This is a genomic window from Streptomyces sp. NPDC033136, assembly GCF_055578235.1.
In genome coordinates, this window is the sequence record NZ_JBVIPD010000019.1 from 89,261 (window position 1) to 109,708 (window position 20,448).

The following is a 20,448-nucleotide window of genomic DNA, read 5'->3' on the forward strand; positions in this document are numbered from 1 at the left end:
GCGGCATGACGCACGGGGCGGCGCGGCGCGAGGACGCCACCGACGAGGGCTTATCGGGCACTCGCCCCCTATGGCGGCAGCGGGACTTCGGCGTCTTCTGGGTCGCGCAGACCCTCTCCGTGCTCGGCGACTCCTTCGGGCTGATCGCCCTGCCCCTGCTGGTGCTGGAGGCCACCGGGTCGGTAGCACGGATGGGTCTGCTGACGGCGGTGGGCGGGGCGGCTGCGGTCGTGGCGGCGGTGTTCGCCGGAGTCGTGGTGGACCGGGTGGACCGGCGCCGGCTGCTCATCGCCTGCGACCTCGTGCGCATGGGCCTGTACGGGGTGATCCCGCTGGTGTGGCTGTTCGGCCCGCAGATCTGGCTGCTGTACGTGGTGCTGCCGCTGTGCGAGGCCGTGGGCATGCTGTTCGCGGTCGGCTACGTCACTGTCGTGCGGGGCCTGGTCGGAACCGCACAACTCACGGAAGCCAACGGCCGGTTGAACGCGACGGCCGCGGCGGCGGGTGTCCTCGGGCCGCTGTGCGCGGGCCTGGTCGCCGCCTGGTCCGGCCCGGCCGCGGCGGTGGGTGTGGACGCGGCCAGCTTCGGGGTGTCGGCCGCGTGCCTGTGCTTCGTACGGTTCCGCAAGCGCACCCCGGACGAGTACACGGACCGCAGCACCGGCCTGTGGCAGGACCTGCGCACCGGCGTCGCCTTCCTCTACGGCCACCCCGTGCTGCGCTCGCTCACCGCCCTGCTGTTCGTCTTCAGCTTCCTCACCCTCGGTCTGAACGACCTGGTCATCTACCACCTCAAGCACGACCTCGGCCATGACGACGGCACGGTCGGCACCGTCATGGCGGTCGGCGCGCTCGGCACCATCACCGGCGCCCTGCTCGTGGCCCGCTTCCGTCGCCGCCTCGGCTTCGGCGCGACGTGGACCGGCTCGGTCGCGGTGTGCGGGCTCGCCTTCGCGGGTCTCGGCTGGGCCCGTGAGGTGCCGGTCGTGGCGGCCCTGAGCGCCGCGTTCCTCGCCTGCGCAGGCATGGCGGGCACCTGCTCGATGTCGCTGCGCCAGGAGGTCACGCCCGAGAACCTCCTGGGCCGCGTCACCTCCGCCTTCTGGACGCTTCAGTACGCGGCGGCACCGATCGGTGCCGCCGTGCTGACCTGGGTCGCCGAGGAACAGGGCACGACACCGGTCGCCCTGGCCGCCGGAGCGACCTGCGTCCTGCTCGCCGTGACGGCCCTGTTCACCCCGATTCGCGGGTCGGGCCGGAATCCCACCCGTTGACCTGCGGATCGGGCCGGAGCCTCAGCCGTTGATCCCGCTGTAGTGCCGCAGACTCCACCGCCACACCAGCCGGGAGCCCAGGTACGCCAGCAGCCCGAGCAGCGGTGACGCGGCCGCCAGCCAGAACGGCACCCCCGTCGTGTGGCCGTGGCCGGTCAGGACCGCTGCCGGGAAGTAGGCGACGAACGCGAGCGGGAGACCGAAGGTGAGGAAGCCGCCCACCGCCTTGGGGAGGACGTTCAGCGGGTAGCTGCCGAACGTGCCGAGGAGTTCCTCCAGCCAGCGGCCCCAGTGGTCGGAGGCCGGGAAGCGCAGGGCCGCGCTCGCCACGACCGTGAACAGGGCCGCCTCCAGCAGCATGCCGCCCAGCACGGCCGCGATGAGATACGTGGTCCGGCCCGCCGTCCAGTCGAGGTCGCTGCGGGACAGCGCGCCCGCCATCAGACCCGCCGCGACCGTGAGGTCCCCGATGGCGTTAGTGGGGAAATAGGCCAGCTGCATCTGCCGGTGGACCGGCATCGGGCGCATCAGGTAGATGTCGACCCGGCCTTCCTGGATCTGCCGGCCGGCCCAGTGCATTCGCCCCAGGAACAGCACGAACAGACCGTGCGCCAGCATCCGCGTCGCCGGGATGAGCAGCACGTCGGAGCTGTCCCAGCCGCCCATCCCGGCGAACCGGGACAGCAGCACCGTGGCGAACACGATCACCGACACCTGCCAGACCGCCCCGATCGCGATCATCAGCAGGAACTCGGTGCGGTACTCCAGCTGCGCGCGGAAGTTGAGGGCGGTGATCCGCCACACGATCCGCAGAGCCTTCACCGACATGTCAGCCTCCCTGCGAGATCACGCGCCGGGCGGCCCGCCGCCACAGCAGCCGGGTGAACGACGCCAGCGCCACCACCCACATGGCCTGCACGAAGAGCTGGAACGCCGCGTCGGACAGGGGGATCCGACCCACGTACAGCGACAGCGGCACGCTCAGCGTGGCCTGGAAGGGCAGGAACGCGCTCATCGTCACGAACCAGTCCGGGAAGAACCACAGGGGCGCGTACACCCCGGACAGCAGGTTCTGCGCGAACAGCAGGATGAGCATCGCGGCCGTGTTGCGGACCGTCCAGAAGCACAACTGGTCCAGGACGAGCAGGACGTAGTACAGGACCCACTGGCCCAGCAGCATGCTGACCACGAACACCCCGGCCACCGCGGCCGAACGGGGCGGCTCGACGACCGCCGCGGCCAGGCAGATCACGTACCCCGTCAGCGCCCACGCGAGCCCGTACAACTGCTCGCCGGCCGCCCGCAGGGCGTAGTAGCGCTGCGGCGGCAGCGGCCGCAGGTACCAGTAGACGATGGTGCCGAAGTGCATGTGCTGCAGGACCGTGTCCCGGCCCGCGTACTGGTCCAGCTCCCGCAGCCGGGACGCCAGTACCGCCAGCACGGCGTAGGTCACCGCCTGGTCGCGGCTCAGCCCGGCGGTCGTGCCGGTCTGCGCGTACAGGCCCCGCCACAGCGACCAGACCAGCACCACCTGCACGGCCAGCCGGAGCGCGACGGCGGTTATCCGGGGCGGGGCGTTCAGCTCGCCGAGCGGGGTGATGCGGGCAGCGCGCCAGGCGTGCGGCACGGCCACGTCAGACCTCCCCGGCGTGCACGTACGCGGCCCGCATCACGTCTTCCAGATCCGCCTCGTCCAGGGCGATGTCCGTCACCTCGAACCGCTCGATCACGGCCTTCAGCGCCTGGTGGACGGTGGGCCCGGAAGCCCCGTCGGGGCCGAAGACGACCTGCGCGCCGCTGTGCCGCAGCAGCGTGATGCCGGGCGGCGGGACGATCACGGCGTGCGGGTCGGCGAGCGTGGCCCGCACCTGCCAGGTCGAGCCGAACTTCCGGCGGATCTCGTCGAGGGTGCCGTCCAGGACCAGCCGGCCGTGGTTGACCAGCACCACCCGCTCGGCGAGCCGCCCGACCTCCGTCATGTCGTGCGTGGTCAGCAGGACCGTACGGCCGCGCTGTTCCACCTGGTGGCGCAGGAACTCCCGCACCTGCTCCTTGACCACCACGTCCATGCCGATGGTCGGCTCGTCCAGGAACACCACCGGCGGGTCGTGCAGCAGCGCGGCGGCCAGATCGCTGCGCACCCGCTGGCCGAGCGAGAGATGACGGACCCGGGTGCCCCAGAACGACGACAGTTCCAGGATGTCGTCGAACTCCTTCAGCCGGGCGGCGTGTTCGGCCTTCGGCACCTCGTAGATGTCCCGCAGGATCGCGAACGACTCGCGCACCGGCAGGTCCCACCACAGCTGGGTGCGCTGCCCGAACACCGCGCCGACGTTACGGGCGTTGCGCTCCCGCTCCCGGTAGGGCACCACGCCCGCGACCCGGGCCTCGCCCGACGTGGGCGTGAGGATGCCGGTCAGCATCTTGATGGTGGTGGACTTGCCGGCGCCGTTCGGGCCGAGCAGGGCGAGGAGTTCGCCCGGGGCCACGTCGAAGGTGATATCGGTGACGGCGTGCTTGGCCACCCGCTCGGGATTGACCAGCGATCTGACGGCGCCCAGGAAACCGGGGCGGCGGACGGTGGTGTGGAAGGTGCGGGACAGTCCGCGGACCTTGATGGCGACACTCAACCGGTTCACCGACTTCCTCGTGGTGCAACGCAGTTGCGGCCGGTCGGCTGCGAGGGCCGACCGGCCGCGGATGACGCCCCGACCCTGTCGGAATGTCGATCAATGGGTCAATCGATTAATCGAGTACTCAGGTTCTCGAGTTCTCGAGTTTTTACCTGGTGGTCGAGAACAGGAACGCGAACTCGGCCGGTTCCGCCTTCAGGAAGTACCGCGGCAGCGGGCCCGGGCCGCACGACTGCGAGCCGATGCCGTGCTGCCCGTGATCGAGGTTGACCCACACCGTGTCGCCCGGCGTGAGGTCCGTGCGGTGCCGCGCCGCGTCCAGCTGCTCGGTGGTCCAGCGCCGCGCGGTGAACCAGAACTCCGGGTCGCCCTCGATCCGCAGACCGCCGAGCTCCACCCAGCGGACGTCGGCACGGGCGCCGTTCTCCTGCGGCCGGACGTACGGCGTCTGGAGCCGGTCCACCGTCGACTGCCAGCGGCCCACCATGGACGCCGCCCGGGTGTCCGGGTATGCCTCGCCGGGACCGCCGCCGAACCATTCCACGGCGTCGGCCTCCGACAGCCCGAAACGCACCCCGAGCCGGGGCAGCGGCACCGTCCAGTCGCCTTCCGGCGTCACGGATACGGCCAGCCGCAGCCGCTCGCCGTCGGACGTCCAGCGGTACACCGTGTCCAGGCCGACCTCGCGGGCGGCGGGCGCGACCCGGGTGCGGACCGTCAGCGCGTCGTCGCCGGCCTCGACCGAGACCAGGCGGTGCCGCATGCGGTGCAGGCCGAGCCTGCGCCACAGCATCCCGTAGCGGGTGTCGGTCTGCCACTCCGCGCCGTCGTCGTTGTCGGTCGGCGCCCGCCACACGTCCAGCCGCGGCGCCGCACCGACCTCCACCCCGCCGATCGACCGCAGCGCACCGGTGCGGGCGTCGAACGCGGCCGGGCCTAGGGTGAACCGGTCCCCGTCGCGCACGGGCCGGTCGGTCGCGGGGAAGGTCGGCAGCGGCCGTGCCCCCGCGGCGAACTGCCCCCAGGCCACGACGTGACCCTTCGGAGCCCACAGCGTGTCCTGCGCGAGCACCGCCCGCACGGTCCACTGGCGTTCGCCGCCCCGGCCGTCCATGGGCGGCTCCGGCAGCTTCACCTCGCCGCTCTCGCCCGGCGCCAGCGCCGGTACCGGCAGCGAACCCGACTCGACCGTCTCGCCGTCCACCTGGCACGACCACTCGAAGGCCAGCGCGGACAGGTCGGCGAAGTCCTGCTTGTTGGTGAGCCGCACGATGCCGTTCGCGCCGTCGCCCTCGATGTGGACCGGCTCGATCACCTTCTTGTACTCCACGAGCCCCGGCGACGGCGTCCGGTCGGGGAAGACCAGACCGTCGCACACGAAGTTGCCGTCGTGCAGCTCCTCGCCGAAGTCACCGCCGTAGGCGTAGCCCAGCCCGGGGTGCTTGACGCCGTGGTCGATCCACTCCCAGATGAACCCGCCCTGGAGCCGCTCGTACTTCTCGAACAGCTCCTGGTAGTCGGCGAGCCCGCCCGGGCCGTTGCCCATGGCGTGCCCGTACTCGCACTGGATGAACGGCAGTTCGCGGCGCTTGCGGGCGCCGCCGTCGAGCCCCTGCCCGATCTTGTCGACCTCGTCGTGGAAGGCGTACATCCGCGAGTACACGTCCGTGTCGCGGCAGTTCCAGTCGCCCTCGTAGTGCACCAGCCGCTCGGGGTCGCGGTCGTGGACCCACTCGGCCATGGCGGTGAGCCCGCGCCCGGTGCCGGCCTCGTTGCCCAGCGACCAGAACACCACCGACGGGTGGTTCTTGTCCCGCTCGACCATGCGCGTGGCGCGGTCCAGCAGCGCCGGGGTCCAGCGGTCGTCGTCGACCGGGTTGTCCCGCCAGTCCTGCTCGACGAAACCGTGGGTCTCCAGGTCGCACTCGTCGATGACCCACAGGCCGTACTCGTCGCACAGGTCGAGGAAGGCCGGGTGCGGCGGGTAGTGCGAGGTGCGCACGGCGTTGAGGTTGTGCCGCTTCATCAGCAGCACGTCCTCGCGCATGGTCTCCAGGTCGAGCGCACGGCCGTGCTCGGGGTGCCACTCGTGCCGGTTGACGCCCTTGAAGAGGACGGCCCTGCCGTTGACCTTGATCAGCCCGTCCTCGAGGACGACGGTACGGAAACCGATCCGCAGCGGCACCCGCTCGCCCTCGACGGCCAGCACACCGTCGTAGAGCTTCGGCGTCTCGGCGGTCCACGGCTCGACCGCGACCGTCACCGACTCGCCGGTCGGGACCTCGATGCCCAGGGCCGGGACGGCCACCCGCCCGTCGACGTCGGAGTCGACGCGCAGGGTGCCCTCGCCGGTGGTGTGGTCGTAGGAGGCGTGCACGAAGAAGTCGCCCGCACTGCCCGGCGGGCGGTGCAGCAGCGTCACGTCACGGAAGATGCCCGGCAGCCACCACTGGTCCTGGTCCTCCAGGTACGACCCGGCCGACCACTGGTGCACGCGCACCGCGAGCACGTTGCCGCCCGGCCGCAGCAGTTCCCCGACCGCGAACTCGTGCGGCAGCCGGGAGCCCTTGAACTCGCCGAGCTCCGTGCCGTTCAGCCACACCCGGGCGCAGGACTCGACACCGTCGAACCGCAGCACCGCCCCGCCGTCCGCCGGCCAGTCGGACGGCAGGTCGAAGACGCGCAGATGGTCACCGGTCGGGTTCTCCGTCGGGACGTGCGGCGGGTCCACCGGGAAGGGGTAGAGGTGGTTGGTGTAGATCGGGGACCCGAACGCCCCGTCGCCCTGGAGGACCCAGTGCCCGGGGACCGTGACCTCGGCCCAGTCCCCGGCCTCGTAACCCTCCTCGGCGAACGAGTCGTCCTCGGTGTCGATCGTCGCCGACAGCCGGAAGCGCCAGCTGCCGTTCAGCGACAGGGACCGCGCGTCCGAGGACGCGTACCAGGCGCGGGGCGGCAGGGCCCCGCTGCCCGGGGAGACGTCCTCGACGTAATCAGGGGTGGTGCGGAAAGACATCGGTCTCCTAGCTCAGCCCTTGATGCCGGTCTGGGCGATCCCCTGCACCAGCCAGCGCTGGAGGAAGAGGAAGACGAACACCAGGGGCAGGATGGAAAAGGCGGTGGCCATGAAAATCAGATGGAAGACGACGGTCTGGTTGGTCATGTAGTTGGAGAGCGCGACCTGGACGGTCCACGATCCCGGGTCCTGGCCTATGACCAACGGCCACAGGAAGGAGTTCCAGCCGTTGATGAAGGTGATGGTGGCCATCGCCGCGAAGAAGTTCAGCGAGTTGGGCACCACGATGCGCCAGTAGGCACCCCAGTAGCCCAGTCCGTCCACGCGCGCCGCCTCCTCCAGCTCCTTGGGGAACCCCAGGAAGTACTGCCGGAACAGGAAGCAGGTGAAACCACTGAACAGGCCCGGGATGATGAGGCCCCGGTAGGTGTCCACCCAGCCGAGCGACGACACCAGCACGAAGCTCGGGACGAAGGTGACCGCCGTCGGGACCATCAGGGTGCCCAGGACGGCGTAGAAGACCTTGTTGGCGTGCTTGTACGGGATGCGGGCGAGACCGTAACCCGCGAGGGAGCACACCAGCAGGACACCGACGGTGTGCAGGGTGGCCACGATCGCCGAGTTCCACAGGGACTGGCCGAAGGGCACCGTCTCGTCGGTGAACAGTTCGCTGACGTTGCCCCACTGGAGGTCCGTGGGGAAGAACTTCCAGTTCTCTCCGGTGATCTCGGCGTCGGTGGAGAGGGCGTTGCGGATGATCAGGTAGAACGGGATCAGGAAGAGGAAGCCGGCGATCCCGGTGGCTATGTAGAGGCCGGTGGAGCTCATCACCCCGCCACCGCGCCTGTCGCGGCGGGGCTTGCCTGACGACGGCGCGGGCTTCCGCACCTCGGGCATCGTGGTGGTCACTTGGAACCCTCCCCCCTTCCGAAGCCCATGATCTTGCCCTGGAACAGGGTCACGGCACAGATCAGCACGGTCAGGATGACCGCACCCGCGCTGCCGGAACCGTAGTCCTGACTCTCGCCCAGGGCCTTGTAGTACAGCTCGACGAGGGGCGGACGACCCCAGGTGGTCTTCGACAGCAGGTTGTAGAACTCGTCGAAGGCCTGGTACGCGGCGATGAGCAACAACAGGATCACCGCGGTGGACGTGGCGCGCAGTTGGGGCAGCGTGATGTACCGGAAGGTCTGCCACCCCGGCTTGGCGCCGTCGATGGCGGCGGCCTCGTACAGCTCGTCCGGGATGTTCTGCAACGCCGCGATGAAAAGGATCATGAAGAACCCGGACTGCAGCCACAGACGTGCGGTAATGATGACCAGCCAGTACCAGGGCGGATTGGGGTCGGAGAGCCAGGCGATGTTCTCGACTCCGAACCAGCTCAGGACCGTGTTCATCAGGCCGAAGCGGACCCCGCTGAAGATGGACATCTTCCAGATCAGCGAGGCGGCCACGTAACTGCACGCGGTCGGCAGGAAGAACACCGAGCGGAAGAACGCCCGCATGAAGCGCAGCCGGTTCACCAGCAGGGCCAGGCTCAGCGAGAGCGCCCAGGTGGTGGGCACGATGAACGCGGCGAAGATGGTGAAGGTGCCGAGTGAGCCGACGAAGTCGTCGTTCGTCAGCATGTACACGTAGTTGTCGAAGCCGATGAACTTGTCGGGTGTGACGGTGAACCGGGCCTCGAAGAAGCTGAGCCAGAGGCTCCAGAGGATCGGCGCGTAGACGAAGATCGCCAGGCCGATGAGGAACGGCCCGGTGAAGAACCAGAAGTTGAAGGTGGGGCTGCCCCGCAGACCCCGCCGCGGCGGGGCCGGTGAGGCCTTCGCCGCGGCGGGGCGCGCGAGGTCGCGCGTCTTGGTCGTCGACATGTCGTGGTCCGTCCCGCGGTCTATCCGAACAGCTTCTTGAGCTCGCGGTTGACGGCCGCATCGCACTTGTCGAGGGCGGCCTCCGGGTCCATGTTCTTGCGGACGCAGTTGGCGAAGACGTCCTCGAAGGCGGTGCGCATCGCCTGGGTCCAGCCGATGTTGTCGAAGTGCCCGAACTCGTTGAAGAGCCGGACGCCCTCAGCGGCGTTGCCCGACTTGAGCTTGTCGGCGGACTCCGCGAGCGAGGTGCGCGGCGGAATGTGGAAGCCGTAGGAGGTGGCCCAGTCCTCCTGGTACTGCTTCTGGTCGATCCACAGCCACTTCACGTACTCCTTGGCCGCCTCGACGTTCTTGCCCTTGGCGTTGACGAACATCGACCAGCCGCCGTTGTAGACGGACTGCTTGCCGGAGTCCGTGACCTTCGGGAAGGGGAAGACCCCCCAGTCGTCGCCGAGCGCGTCCTGGATCGCCGGCATCGCCCACATGCCGCAGAACTGGATGGCACACAGGCCCTGGTTGAACGAGGAGGGGTCCCAGGACTCGGTCGGTGCGCCGAGGAGAAGGTCGCCGCTGGTGAACAGCTTGCGCATCTTCTTGAGGCCCTCGACGACCCCGTCCGTGTGGTAGGCGATCTCGTTCTTCTCGTCGAGGTGCTGGGCGCCGGCCGACCAGATCAACGTGTCGTTGACGTTGTGCAGGTCGTTGCCCATGTACAGGCCCTTGACCTTGCCGGTGGTGAGCTTGGCGGCGGCCTCCATCAGCTCGTCGAGCGTGGTCGGCACGTCGACGCCCGCCTTCTCCAGCATCGACTTGCGGTAGAAGAAGAACTGCGGGTCGTCGATCATGCGGACGCCGTATATCTTCCCGTCCACCGTGTGCGACTTGATGTCCGCCGGGTTGAAGTCGTCCTTGACCGGCTCGATGATGTCGGTCAGGTCGGCCACCTGCCCGCTCTTGATCATCTGGATCTGCGGGTGGAACTCGAACAGGTCGGGCGCGTTGTCGGTGAGCAGCGTCGCGAAGAGCTTGCTCTCGAAGTCGGAGCTGGTGATCCACTGCGTGGTCACGTTGGCCTTGTCGTAGGCCTTCGCGTACCGCTTGATGGCCTGCTCGGTGCCCGCCTCGCCATACGCGTGGAAGTACTGGACCAGGTTCGCGCCCGAACCGCTGCCCCCGCCCCGCCCGTTGTTGCCGCCGCACGCGGCGAGTCCGCCTGCGGCGGCCAGGCCCATCGCGGCCCGCAGTACGGTTCGGCGGTCCCAGTTCATGTTGCTCGATGCCGACATGCTGACGTCCTTGTCTCGAGTGCGGCTGCGGCTCTGCGGCTCACTGCCTGATGGCCCACGGCCCGGGGGGCTCACTGTCAGATGGCTCAAAGAGAGGTGCGGTGCGGGACGCTAGAGCTTCGGCTAAGGCTTCGGCAAGGGGTTGGACGAAGTCTGTTCGAAGCGTTGCATCCGGTTCGTTATTTCGAACGGGCGGGCGTCGCGGAGGAGCTGCTTCCGCCGCTACGCGGGTGGGGCGGTGGTGCGGCTCTTCGCGGTGGTGCGTTTGCCGTTCTTCTGCCCGACGGCCTGGAGCGCGCCCTCCAGTGCGAACGTCGCCGCGCCCAGGCACACCGGGTCGGTGGGGATCGGGGAGAGGACGACCTCGGTGGCGGCCAGCGGCCGCGGCAGCGCGTGCCGGGCGACGGCCTCGCGCACCTCGTGCAGCAGCGGTTCGCCCAGGGTGCGGGCGACCCAGCTGCTCAGTACGACGATCTCGGGGTTGAACAGGTTCACCAGGTCGGCGACGCCGGCGCCCAGATAGCGCGCGGTCTCGTGGACGGCCCGGCGTGCCACCGGGTCGTCCGCCGCGAGTCCGAGGGCCAGCGCGTCGATGGTCGCCGTCTGGTCCTCCGGGTGCAGCAGCGCGCTGCCGGGGTCGATCTCACGTAGGTTCAGCATGATGCCGCGCGCGCCGACGTACGTCTCCACGCAGCCGTGGTTGCCGCACCGGCACAGGCGTCCGTCCAGCACCATCGTGGTGTGGCCCCACTCGCCGGCACTGTTGCTCACCCCGCGGTGCAGCCCGCCGCCCAGGACGAGTCCGGCGCCCACCCCGGTCCCGAGGTTGACCACCACGGCGTTCCCCCGCCCGCGCGCGGCCCCGAACCACAGCTCGGCCACCGCGCTGGCGCGCAGCGGGTTGTCCAGGTGCAGCGGGTAGGCGATGTGCTCGGTGAGCAGGTCGAGCAGCGGCACGTCGTGCCAGTCCCAGTTGGGTGCGTACTCCGCGAAACCGGTGGCGCGGTCCACCTGCCCCGGCACGCTCACCCCGACCCCGAGCACCCGGGCTCCCTCGATGCCGGCCTGGGTGACCACCGAGCCGACGGCGGTGGTCACATGGCCCACCACCTGCTCGGGCAGGCTCTCGCTGGGCCGGACGTCCTCCTCGGCGCGGGCCAGGACGTTCAGCCCCAGGTCGAACAGCTCGACATGGACGTAGGTCTCGGCGATGTCGACGCCGATCAGCGCGCCCCCCGAGCTGTTGACCGCCACCAGGCCCCGGGGGCGTCCGCCGGCCGAGTCCTCGAAGCCGACCTCGGTGATCATGCCGAGGTCGAGCAGCTCGCCGACGAGGGTGGCGACCGTGGCGAGACTGAGGCCGGTGGCGGCCGCCAGCTCCTGCCGGGAGGTCGGTGACTCGGCGATGATCTGGCGCAGCACCTCGTAGCGGTTCGCGGTGCGGATGTCGCGTGAGGTGCGCTTCACCGGGTGCCCCATTCCTTTCCAGGCCGGCCGGGCCGGGGTCGACGTCGGCACCGGCGCGGCGCAAGGCTATGGGCTGCCGGGACTTTCGACAAGGGGTTTGGAAAGGGGCTTTATAAAGTGCGCTCCTGGTGAGGACCGGTGGTGACCGGCCGTGGCTGGACCATGATGCCTCAGGTGGGACGGGGAGCCCGCCCGTGAGGTGCCCGCGGTGGGACCGAGGCCGCGTCAGCACCCGTCCCCGCGCGTGAGGCACACCGCCGCCTCGTCACCCTGGCTCGCCCCGGCCACCGCGGCGGCCAGGTGCTGCTGCACGGGCTCGGGCAGCGTGGAGCCGTGCACGGTGCCCACCAGGTCCCGGGCCAGGTGGTGCAGCTTGGTGTTGGTGTTCTGGGAGGTCCGCACCAGCACGCTCCAGGCCGCCTCGGGGCTCAGGCCGAAGGAGGCCATCAGAATGCCGCGGGCCAGGTCGATGGTGGGCCGGGTCTGCATGGCCCGCCGCAGTTGCGCGACCTCGGCGCGGAGGTCCTCGTCGTCCTCCTCCCGCGCGGCCGGTCCGGCCCCGGCCGGGGGTACGGCGTCCCGCGGCGGCCCGGGGTCCGCGAACAGCTCCCTCGTGCCGGTCAGGTCGAGCAGGCGCTCGACCGCGATGCCGCAGGACCGGACGGTGACCGTCTTTCCCTGGTCGAGGGCGCGCGTGCGCAGGTCGAGCAGCATGTTCAGACCGGAGCAGTCACAGAACCCGATCGCGTCCAGACGCAGGTCGAGGCCGCTGCCCGACAGTGCGAGAACGTCGTGCAGATCGGGCAGGAGCCGTCGGCTGCCCAGATCCAGTTCGCCCCACATCGTCACGGTCATCCGGTCGCCGTCGGGTGCCACGTCCATGGTCGCCATGCAGGGCGGGATCGCCGCCGGCGCACTGTCGCTCGCCGTCGGTGCGGCGCCCTCCGGGGTGTGAGACCGCGCAGAGTACGCAGGCTCCGGCATGGCCCTGTTCTCCCTCGTCTGTTCGCCTTGCCTCCGCTTCCAGCCTCGCCTCTCTACCCCACACACGTCAACTGATACATGAAATGGAGTACGTGTTTTTGAGTGCCTGAATATGCGTTCGCTAGAGTTGCGGTATGGATGGAGTGCCCGAGCCACACACCGGATGGACGTTCCTCACCAACCATGCCCGTGTGCTGGCGGCGATCGCCGACAATCACAGCGCCCGCATCCGGGACATCGCGGCCCACTGCCGGCTCACCGAACGCGCCGTGCAGAAGATCATCGCCGACCTGGAGCGGGACGGGTACCTCTCCCACACCCGGGAGGGACGCACCAACACGTACCGGATCGACCCCGGCAAGGTGCTGCGCCACCCGGCCGAGGCCGGTCTGACCGTGGCGTCCCTGCTCTCCCTGCTCGCCGAGGACGAGGCCGACCGCGCCACGGCCTCGGCCCCCCGGACCCGGCCGCGCGCCGCGACCTGACCGGGCGCGTGCCGTCTCCTGACCGTTCGCGCGTCGCGTACCGAGGTGCGGCGCGCCGCGTCCTGACCGGCCGCGCGCCGCGAACTTGACCGGCCGTGTGCCGTGTCCTCGCCAGTCGTGTGCTGCGTCCCGGCCGCGCGCCGCGCCCTGACCGGCCGCTGGCCGTCTCACGACCACGCGCGCCGCGTCCTGAGGTGCCGCGTGCCGCGTGCCGCGACCTGCCCGGCGGCACGTCGCGTCCTGACCGGCCGGCCGCGGAGCGTGCGCGCCGCCTACCCCTGCGTGAGCACCTCGTTCACGAAGGCGTTGGCGAACTTCCCCCGTGCGTCCAGCTCCCGCGCCAGCGCCCGGAAGTCGTGCAGCCGCGGATACAGCGCACACAGGACGGACGCGGGCACGGTGAACACCTTCCCCCAGTGCGGCCGTGCCCCGAAGGGGGCCAGCGCCTCCTCCACCCGCCGCACCACCGGCAGCACCGCCCGGGTGTCCTCGACCCAGGTGAAGTGCGCCGCGACGGTGTCCCGTCCGTGGGAGGGGCTCAGCCACTGGTCGTCACCGGCGACCGTGCGCACCTCGCAGGTCTGCAGGACGGGGGCGACCGTCTCCCGGATCGCGTCGAGCGCGTGCAGCATCTCCACGGCGTGCCGGCGCGGCAGCAGGTACTCCGACTGCAGCTCCGCCCCGCTGCTCGGCACGAACTCCGCCCGGAAGTGCGGCAGCCGCTCGTGCCATGGCCCCGGGGCTCCGAACTGCTCGGTGCAGTTGACCGCCGGCATGCCCGGCACCGGGTGCAGCTTCTCGGTGGCGGGCGCGGCCCAGGGGAAGGCGGGCAGCGGCTGGTCGGTGCGCCGCTTGAGCCACACCTGCCGGAAGCCCGGCTCCCGCCAGTCGGTGAACAGGCTGACGCTGTAGCCCGTCGCCATCACCGTCTCGAACGTCCCGGAGTCCAGCCCCTGGAGCGGCAGTTCGGTGAACAGGTGCTGCTCCACCTCGTAGGCCGGCTCCAGGTCGAGGGTGAGCGCGGTGACGACCCCGAGTGCGCCGAGCGAGGTGACGGCCCCGCCGAACCGCTCCTCGTCCCGGCCTATGGTCACCGTCGAGCCGTCGGCCGTGACCAGCTCCACCTCGCGCACGGCCCCCGACAGCGGGCCGTTGAGGACTCCCGACCCGTGGGTGCCGGTCGCGACCGACCCGGCCACCGAGATGTGCGGCAGGGACGCCATGTTGTGCAGCGCCAGACCGTGCCCGTGCACCCGGCGGGCCAGCTCCGCGTAGCGCACCCCGCCGCCGACCCGGACCGTACGGGCCACCGTGTCGACCTCCACCTCCGGGGGCAGGCCGGCCAGCGACAGCAGGACGCCCTCGGGGCCCGGCTCGACGATCTCGTTGAACGAGTGCCCGCTGCCCAGCACCCGCACCCGGTCGCTGTCCGCGACGAGCCCGCGCAATGCGCCGAGGGAGTCCGGCCGGTGCAGTTCCCCGGCCGTGTAGGTGATGTTGCCCGACCAGTTGGTCACGGTCCCGTGCATCGCGTCGTCCTTCCCCGAGGCAGCGGGGGCCGGGAAGCCCCCGCCGGAACCTACCCGGCCTCGGAGTCCGTTGCCGCCGCGGCCCGGACCGGCCTACCGTGGAGACGTAGTAGAGAGCGGTTTCTACCTGTATTCCAGGGAGCCGCCCCCCTGTGTCCCCGAGCCGGAAGGTCACCCCCTTGAGCCAGCGCCCTCAGGCACTGTTCGCCATGGCCCCCGAGAACGTGCCGCAGGTCTTCCCGCCCGAGGTCCTGGCGCGGCTGCGCGAGTCCGTGGACATCGATCCGGCCCTGGTGGCGCAGGACTTCACCGACCCGCGCGTGCTGGACGCACTGGCCCGGACCGAGATCCTGGTGACCGGCTGGGGCTGCCCCCGGATCGACGAGGCGATCCTCGACGCGGCTCCCCGGCTGCGTGCCGTACTGCACTCGGCCGGGTCGGTGAAGTCCTTCGCCACCCCCGGGATCTGGCAGCGTGGCATCGCGGTCTCCACGGCCGCCGCGGCCAACGCGCTGCCGGTCGCCGAGTACACCCTCGCCATGATCCTGCTCGCCGGGAAGGACGTCCTCGCCGCCCGCGAGCGGATGCGCACCACCCGCGCATCCTCCGGCTGGGGCGTCATCCCCGGCATCGGCAACCACGGCCGCCGCGTCGGCGTCATCGGCGCCTCCCGCATCGGCCGCCGCGTCCTCGACCTGCTCCGCCCCTTCGACCTGCGGCCGGCCCTCACCGACCCCTACGTCGACGAGCGGGAGGCCGCCGCGCTGGGCGTCCCGCTGCTGGAGCTGGACGAGTTGCTGCGCACTTGCGACATCGTCTCCGTCCACGCCCCCGAGACGCCCGAGACCCACCACATGATCGGCCGTCGCGAGCTGGCCCTGATGCCCGACGGGGCGGTGCTGATCAACACCGCGCGCGGCGCCCTGGTCGACCACGACGCCCTCGTGGCGGAACTGCGCGCCGGGCGCCTGACCGCGGTCCTCGACGTCACCGACCCCGAGCCCCTCCCCGCCGACTCGCCCCTCTACGACCTGCCCGGCGCGTTCGTCACCCCGCATCTCGCCGGCTCCCAGGGCAACGAGCTGGCCCGACTCGGCCTGACGGTCGCCGAGGAGGCGGAGCGGCTGCTGGCCGGGGGCGGACTCGCCCACGCGGTCGATCTCGCGGCGCTGGAGCGCGCGGCCTGACGGCCGTGAGGTGAAGGTGCTGCGGCCTGACAACCGTGAGGTGAAGGCGCTGCGGCCTGACAACCGCGAGGTGAAGGCGCGCCGCCCGGCGACCGTGACGTGACCCCGTCGGCGAAACCGGCGAACGCGGCATTTTTCCGCTTCGGGGGGACCCGGTACCGGCTTCGCATACCCATGGGCATACCGTGAGGAGTCGTACGTCCGAGCCGGGAGGAGAGACGGGATGGGCAGCGGCAGCCGTACCGCGCTGGTCGAGGATCTGATGGAGCGATTCCCGCATGTCCCGCGGGAGGCCGTCTTCAAGGAGGACCTGCTCCGGGGCGGTGTGGCCTTCGACCCGTCCGCGCTCAGTGACAACGAGGGCGGCGACGTCAAGCCGAAGTCGTACTTCATCTTCTCCTTCGACCACGGCACCCTGCCCGAGCTGGGCGAGGCCGCGCTGCGCCGGCCGCCCGAGGAGATCATCCTCACCGGCGGCCCCTACGACCTGCGCCGCACGGTCGTCTCGGTCCGGGTGAACCCCTCCTCGCCGTACCGCGTCGCCGCGAACGAGGACGGCGTGCTCGGCCTCTACCTCGACGGCAAGCGGATCTCCGACGTCGGCGTGCCGCCTATGCCCGAGTACTACCGGCACACGCTCGCAGGCGGGAAGTCGGTCATGGAGGTGGCCCCGACCATCCAGTGGGGCTACCTGATCTACCTGACGGTCTTCCGGGTCTGCCAGTACTTCGGTGCCAAGGAGGAGTGCCAGTACTGCGACATCAACCACAACTGGCGCCAGCACAAGGCCGCCGGGCGGCCGTACACCGGGGTGAAGGACGTCGAGGAGGTCCTGGAAGCCCTGGAGATCATCGACCGTTACGACACGGCGAAGGCCTCCACCGCCTACACCCTCACCGGCGGCGCCATCACCAGGACGGTCGCGGGCCGCGACGAGGCGGACTTCTACGGCCACTACGCCAAGGCCATCGAGGAGCGCTTCCCCGGCCGCTGGATCGGCAAGGTGGTGGCCCAGGCACTGCCGCGCGACGACGTCCAGCGCTTCAAGGACTACGGCGTGCAGATCTACCACCCCAACTACGAGGTGTGGGACCGCCGCCTGTTCGAGCTGTACTGCCCGGGCAAGGAGCGCTACGTCGGCCGCGACGAGTGGCACAAGCGGATCCTCGACTCGGCGGACGTCTTCGGCGCGCGCAACGTCATCCCCAACTTCGTGGCGGGCGTGGAGATGGCCGAGCCGTTCGGCTTCACCTCTGTCGACGAGGCCATTGCCTCCACCACCGAGGGCCTGCGCTTCTTCATGTCGCACGGCATCACGCCCCGCTTCACCACCTGGTGCCCGGAGCCGACGACGCCCCTCGGCAAGGCCAACCCCCAGGGCGCGCCGCTGGAGTACCACATCCGCCTGCTCCAGGCGTACCGGCAGACCATGGAGGACTTCGGCCTCTCCTCGCCCCCCGGCTACGGCCCGCCCGGCGCCGGCAACGCGGTCTTCTCCGTCAGCTCCTTCATGGACAGCCTCCCGGCGGACGAACCCACCGCCGTTTGATAACACTTCGATGACGTCGTCCATCATTCCGGTACGGCGTTGAGTCACCGGGCGGCTTCACCCGTACGGCATACAGAGGCCGGAACCGCGGGGACAGGCCGCCCTGACCTAATATCTGAACAGGGCGCTTGTCAGTTGTGTTGATGACGTGAAAAGCTCTTGCCCTGCGCCGAGGGTCCCCCCAACTCCATTGCCAATGTGGTGAGTTGACCTCGCTTGTGGATGCAGGAGACTCATGCCCGACCTGCCGACCCCCCAGGACGCCTCCGAGGCCGCGCTGTTCTCCGAGTGCTGGGACGCGGTCCTCGCCTACGCCGACCTGTGCACCTCCGGCTCCATCGCCGCCTCACAACTGGGCCGCGAGGCGTTCGCACACGGCATACGAGAGGCCCGCGCCGCCGAAGCCGTCCCGGCCCGGAACACCGGCCGCCGCCCCGCCCGGCTGCCCCGCATACCCCTGCTGCTGACCGCCGTACGCACCACGGCCGCGGCGTGGGAGGAGGAGGGGCAGGGCCACAAACTCGACCCCGACCTGCGCCTGTGGCTCAACTCGGACAAGGCCGCCCGCTACACCGGACCGCCCCTGACGCGCCCGCTCGCGCTGCGCGGCCTGCGCGACCTCCAGCAGGCCGACGCGGAACTGCTGTGGCTGGCCGAGGTGGAGGCGCTGCCGCTGTCCCTGGTTGCCCGCCGCCTGGGGCTGGATCCGGCCACCGCCGGCGAGGAACTCCAGCAGGTGCGCACCCTGTTCCGGGACCGCTGCCACCGCAACCACCTCGACACCCCGATGGACGCCCGCTGCCGCAGCTACGCCCGGCTACTGGACGCCGTCACCCGCTCCTCCGCCGCCGACACCCCGGGCGACCTCTCCCGGCACCTCGCCACCTGTGTGAGCTGCGCCGAGGCCGCCGCCTGCCTGCGTCTGCACGGCGGCGGGCTGCCCGGGGCGCTGGCCGGCGGGGTGATCGGCTGGGGCGGTCTCGCCTATCTGGAGCGCCGCCGCCGCGCCGCCGAGGTCCGGCTCGGCCCCGGCCGCCCCGACGGGGCGGACAAGGCGAGCGCGGACCCGGAAGGCGACGCGCAGAAGGCCCGCGTCGCCCGCAACGGTCTCCTCGTCGCCGCCGTCCTGGTCTCCGTGCTGGCGCTCGGCGTGTCGATGATGCCCTTCGGCGGCTCCGGCGACGACCTGGGGGCACGCGGCGACGTCGACCGCCAGCCGGTGGCCGACCGCAACCCCAACCCCGGACTGCCGTCCGCCCCTTCGCTGCCGCCCGCGACCTCCAGGCCGGCCGACAGGGCCACCGAGGACACGGCCGACAGCGCCACCGAGGGCACGGACAAGCCGGACAAGCCCGGCGCGTCGGAGGGCAGGAACCGCCACACCGAACCGCAGGGCACCTCCTCGCCCACCGGCCGGAGCGAACCAGAAGAGAGCGAGAGCCCCGCCTGCCGGGTCGAGTACGACCTGGGCAACCAGTGGCCAGACGGCTTCCAGGCCACCGTCACCGTCACCAGCCACAAGGCCCTCGACTCCTGGCGCGTGTCCTGGTCCTTCCGGGACGGCCAGCAGGTCGGCCAGATGTGGGACGCCTCCTTCTCCCAGGACGGCTCGCGCGTCACCGCCACCGCCGCCGACTACAACAAGTCGGTCACCGAGGGCGGCGACCTGGCCTTCGGCTTCCTCGCCTCCTGGCGCGGCAAGAACTCCCCGCCGTACGACTTCGAGCTGAACGGCCGCGCCTGCGCGAAAAGCAGTTGACGTGACGTGGCCGCGACGGGATACCGTGACGGCGGTTTCGCGTAGAGCCGACTCCACGTAGAGCCGAGTTCCACGAAGAGCAAGGTCTTACGAAGTGCCGAGGACCGAGGAGGTGTTGACCGATGGCTGTCACCGCGCCGAGCGCTGCCCGCATCCAGTTCATCAAGTCCACCTCCATGGCCGCCGGCTGACCCGACCGACTGTCGGGCCGGGGGCCGACCTGGGAAGGGTCACCCTTGACTTCCAGTTCCGCTTCATCCGTTTCCTCTCCCTCTTCTTCCTCCGCGCTCGCTCCCTACGGCTGGGACGACGCGTGGGCGGACCAGTTCGCCCCGTACGGCACCGAAGGACTGCTGCCCGGACGCGTGATCCGGGTCGACCGCGGGCAGTGCGACGTCGTCACCGCCGACGGGGTGCTGCGGGCCGACACCGCGTTCGTCACCCCGCACGACCCGCTGCGGGTCGTCTGCACCGGTGACTGGGTCGCCGTCGAGCCCGGCGGGAACCCGCGCTACGTCCGCGCCTATCTGCCGCGCCGCACAGCGTTCGTCCGCTCCACCTCCTCCAAGCGGTCCGAGGGTCAGATCCTCGCGGCCAACGTCGACCACGCCATCGTCGCCGTGTCCCTCGCCGTCGAACTCGACCTCGGCCGCATCGAGCGGTTCCTCGCGCTCGCCTGGGAGTCCGGGGCACAGCCCGTCGTCGTCCTCACCAAGGCCGACCTCGTCCCCGACGCCGTCACCCGCGCCCACCTCCTCCAGGACGTGGAGACCAGCGCGCCCGGCGTGCCGGTGGTGGCGGTCAGCGCCGTGGACGGGGACGGCCTGGACGAGGTCGCGGCGATCGTCGGCGGTGGTACGTCCGTGCTGCTCGGGCAGTCCGGCGCGGGCAAGTCGACCCTCGCCAACGCGCTGCTCGGCGAGGACGTCATGACCGTCCGGGCCACCCGGGACGTCGACGGCAAGGGCCGTCACACCACGACCACCCGCAACCTGCTCGCCCTGCCCGGCGGGGGCGTCCTGATCGACACCCCCGGACTGCGGGGCGTCGGGCTCTGGGACGCCGGGACCGGCGTGGGGCAGGTGTTCTCCGAGATCGAGGAACTGGCCGAGCGGTGCCGCTTCCACGACTGCGCCCACGAAGCCGAGCCGGGGTGCGCCGTGCTGGCCGCCGTCGAGTCCGGCGGGCTTCCGGAGCGGCGGCTGCAGAGCTACCGCAAGCTGCTGCGGGAGAACCAGCGCATCGTCGCCAAGACCGACGCCCGGCTCCGTGCGGAGATCCGCAAGGACTGGAAGCGGAAGGGAGCGATCGGCAAGGCCGCGATGGAGGCGAAGCGAGGACCGCACTGGCGCTCGTGACCGCACCCCGGCACCCCGGGGCTCGTGACCGCACCCCGGCACCCCGGTCC

The 20,448-nt window shown here is 70.8% G+C and carries 16 protein-coding genes; 6 read left to right on the plus strand and 10 right to left on the minus strand.

All coding sequences use genetic code 11. The annotated features are described in order from the left end of the window. The first annotated feature begins 5 nt into the window (after positions 1–5). Entirely contained in the window at positions 6–1,274 is a 1,269-nt protein-coding gene (locus ACZ5TL_RS28945; RefSeq protein ID WP_468593456.1) for an MFS transporter, read from the plus strand. A gap of 21 nt (positions 1,275–1,295) precedes the next feature. On the opposite strand, the gene ACZ5TL_RS28950 is transcribed toward ACZ5TL_RS28945, so the two are convergent. The 9 genes from ACZ5TL_RS28950 to ACZ5TL_RS28990 all read right to left on the minus strand — a co-directional run bounded on the left by ACZ5TL_RS28950 (position 1,296) and on the right by ACZ5TL_RS28990 (position 12,438). Then, positions 1,296–2,102 (minus strand): ABC transporter permease, encoded by an 807-nt coding sequence (locus ACZ5TL_RS28950; protein WP_468593457.1) that lies wholly within the window; start codon positions 2,100–2,102, stop codon positions 1,296–1,298. A gap of 1 nt (position 2,103) precedes the next feature. Continuing rightward, positions 2,104–2,907, minus strand: a complete 804-nt coding sequence (locus ACZ5TL_RS28955; protein WP_468593459.1) for an ABC-2 family transporter protein — start codon at positions 2,905–2,907, stop codon at positions 2,104–2,106. A gap of 1 nt (position 2,908) precedes the next feature. Beyond that, positions 2,909–3,904: an ABC transporter ATP-binding protein gene (locus ACZ5TL_RS28960; protein ID WP_468593528.1), complete on the minus strand. Its 996-nt coding sequence runs from the start codon at positions 3,902–3,904 to the stop codon at positions 2,909–2,911. A 151-nt stretch (positions 3,905–4,055) separates the two neighbouring features. Further along, on the minus strand, positions 4,056–6,923 hold the full coding sequence (locus ACZ5TL_RS28965) for a glycoside hydrolase family 2 TIM barrel-domain containing protein (protein ID WP_468593460.1): 2,868 nt from the start codon (positions 6,921–6,923) through the stop codon (positions 4,056–4,058). A 12-nt stretch (positions 6,924–6,935) separates the two neighbouring features. Further along, a complete protein-coding gene (locus tag ACZ5TL_RS28970) occupies positions 6,936–7,832 on the minus strand; it encodes a carbohydrate ABC transporter permease (protein ID WP_468593462.1) in 897 nt (298 codons plus the stop codon). Continuing rightward, positions 7,829–8,794, minus strand: a complete 966-nt coding sequence (locus ACZ5TL_RS28975) for a carbohydrate ABC transporter permease (RefSeq protein ID WP_468593463.1) — start codon at positions 8,792–8,794, stop codon at positions 7,829–7,831. Before ACZ5TL_RS28975 ends, ACZ5TL_RS28970 begins: the two co-directional genes overlap by 4 nt. Positions 8,795–8,814: 20 nt before the next feature. Further along, entirely contained in the window at positions 8,815–10,080 is a 1,266-nt protein-coding gene (locus tag ACZ5TL_RS28980) for an ABC transporter substrate-binding protein (protein WP_468593465.1), read from the minus strand. Between the two features lie 222 nt (positions 10,081–10,302). Next, positions 10,303–11,559: an ROK family transcriptional regulator gene (locus ACZ5TL_RS28985; RefSeq protein ID WP_468593466.1), complete on the minus strand. Its 1,257-nt coding sequence runs from the start codon at positions 11,557–11,559 to the stop codon at positions 10,303–10,305. Between the two features lie 213 nt (positions 11,560–11,772). Then, positions 11,773–12,438 (minus strand): ANTAR domain-containing protein, encoded by a 666-nt coding sequence (locus ACZ5TL_RS28990; protein ID WP_468593467.1) that lies wholly within the window; start codon positions 12,436–12,438, stop codon positions 11,773–11,775. Positions 12,439–12,665: 227 nt separating this feature from the next. Between ACZ5TL_RS28990 and ACZ5TL_RS28995 the strand changes: the two genes are divergently transcribed. Next, positions 12,666–13,016, plus strand: coding sequence for a helix-turn-helix transcriptional regulator (locus ACZ5TL_RS28995; protein WP_468593468.1), 351 nt, complete (start codon positions 12,666–12,668; stop codon positions 13,014–13,016). Between the two features lie 272 nt (positions 13,017–13,288). Here the strand turns inward: ACZ5TL_RS28995 and ACZ5TL_RS29000 are convergent, their stop codons facing one another. Then, the gene (locus tag ACZ5TL_RS29000; RefSeq protein ID WP_468593470.1) at positions 13,289–14,545 is read right to left on the minus strand and encodes a D-arabinono-1,4-lactone oxidase; all 1,257 of its coding nucleotides are present in this window, start codon (positions 14,543–14,545) and stop codon (positions 13,289–13,291) included. A gap of 179 nt (positions 14,546–14,724) precedes the next feature. Here ACZ5TL_RS29000 and ACZ5TL_RS29005 point away from each other — a divergent pair, with 179 nt between their 5' ends. The 4 genes from ACZ5TL_RS29005 (at position 14,725) to rsgA (ending at position 20,398) form a co-directional block, all read left to right on the plus strand. Next, positions 14,725–15,732 (plus strand): hydroxyacid dehydrogenase, encoded by a 1,008-nt coding sequence (locus ACZ5TL_RS29005; RefSeq protein WP_468593472.1) that lies wholly within the window; start codon positions 14,725–14,727, stop codon positions 15,730–15,732. 223 nt (positions 15,733–15,955) lie between these two features. Next, on the plus strand, positions 15,956–17,281 hold the full coding sequence (locus tag ACZ5TL_RS29010) for a radical SAM protein (protein ID WP_468593474.1): 1,326 nt from the start codon (positions 15,956–15,958) through the stop codon (positions 17,279–17,281). Between the two features lie 235 nt (positions 17,282–17,516). Continuing rightward, positions 17,517–19,040, plus strand: a complete 1,524-nt coding sequence (locus ACZ5TL_RS29015) for a cellulose binding domain-containing protein (RefSeq protein ID WP_468593475.1) — start codon at positions 17,517–17,519, stop codon at positions 19,038–19,040. Positions 19,041–19,276: 236 nt separating this feature from the next. Then, complete coding sequence (rsgA, locus tag ACZ5TL_RS29020) at positions 19,277–20,398, plus strand: ribosome small subunit-dependent GTPase A (protein ID WP_468593476.1); 1,122 nt, start codon at positions 19,277–19,279, stop codon at positions 20,396–20,398. Positions 20,399–20,448: the final 50 nt, after the last annotated feature.

Coding starts and splice junctions, on each gene's coding strand:
- ACZ5TL_RS28945 (WP_468593456.1), top strand. CDS start 6: ATGACGCACGGGGCGGCGCGGCGCGAGGACGCCACCGACGAGGGCTTA.
- ACZ5TL_RS29010 (WP_468593474.1), top strand. CDS start 15,956: ATGGGCAGCGGCAGCCGTACCGCGCTGGTCGAGGATCTGATGGAGCGA.
- ACZ5TL_RS28985 (WP_468593466.1), bottom strand. CDS start 11,559: ATGGGGCACCCGGTGAAGCGCACCTCACGCGACATCCGCACCGCGAAC.
- ACZ5TL_RS28965 (WP_468593460.1), bottom strand. CDS start 6,923: ATGTCTTTCCGCACCACCCCTGATTACGTCGAGGACGTCTCCCCGGGC.
- ACZ5TL_RS29015 (WP_468593475.1), top strand. CDS start 17,517: ATGCCCGACCTGCCGACCCCCCAGGACGCCTCCGAGGCCGCGCTGTTC.
- ACZ5TL_RS28980 (WP_468593465.1), bottom strand. CDS start 10,080: ATGTCGGCATCGAGCAACATGAACTGGGACCGCCGAACCGTACTGCGG.
- ACZ5TL_RS28995 (WP_468593468.1), top strand. CDS start 12,666: ATGGATGGAGTGCCCGAGCCACACACCGGATGGACGTTCCTCACCAAC.
- ACZ5TL_RS29000 (WP_468593470.1), bottom strand. CDS start 14,545: ATGCACGGGACCGTGACCAACTGGTCGGGCAACATCACCTACACGGCC.
- ACZ5TL_RS28950 (WP_468593457.1), bottom strand. CDS start 2,102: ATGTCGGTGAAGGCTCTGCGGATCGTGTGGCGGATCACCGCCCTCAAC.
- ACZ5TL_RS28990 (WP_468593467.1), bottom strand. CDS start 12,438: ATGGCGACCATGGACGTGGCACCCGACGGCGACCGGATGACCGTGACG.
- ACZ5TL_RS28975 (WP_468593463.1), bottom strand. CDS start 8,794: ATGTCGACGACCAAGACGCGCGACCTCGCGCGCCCCGCCGCGGCGAAG.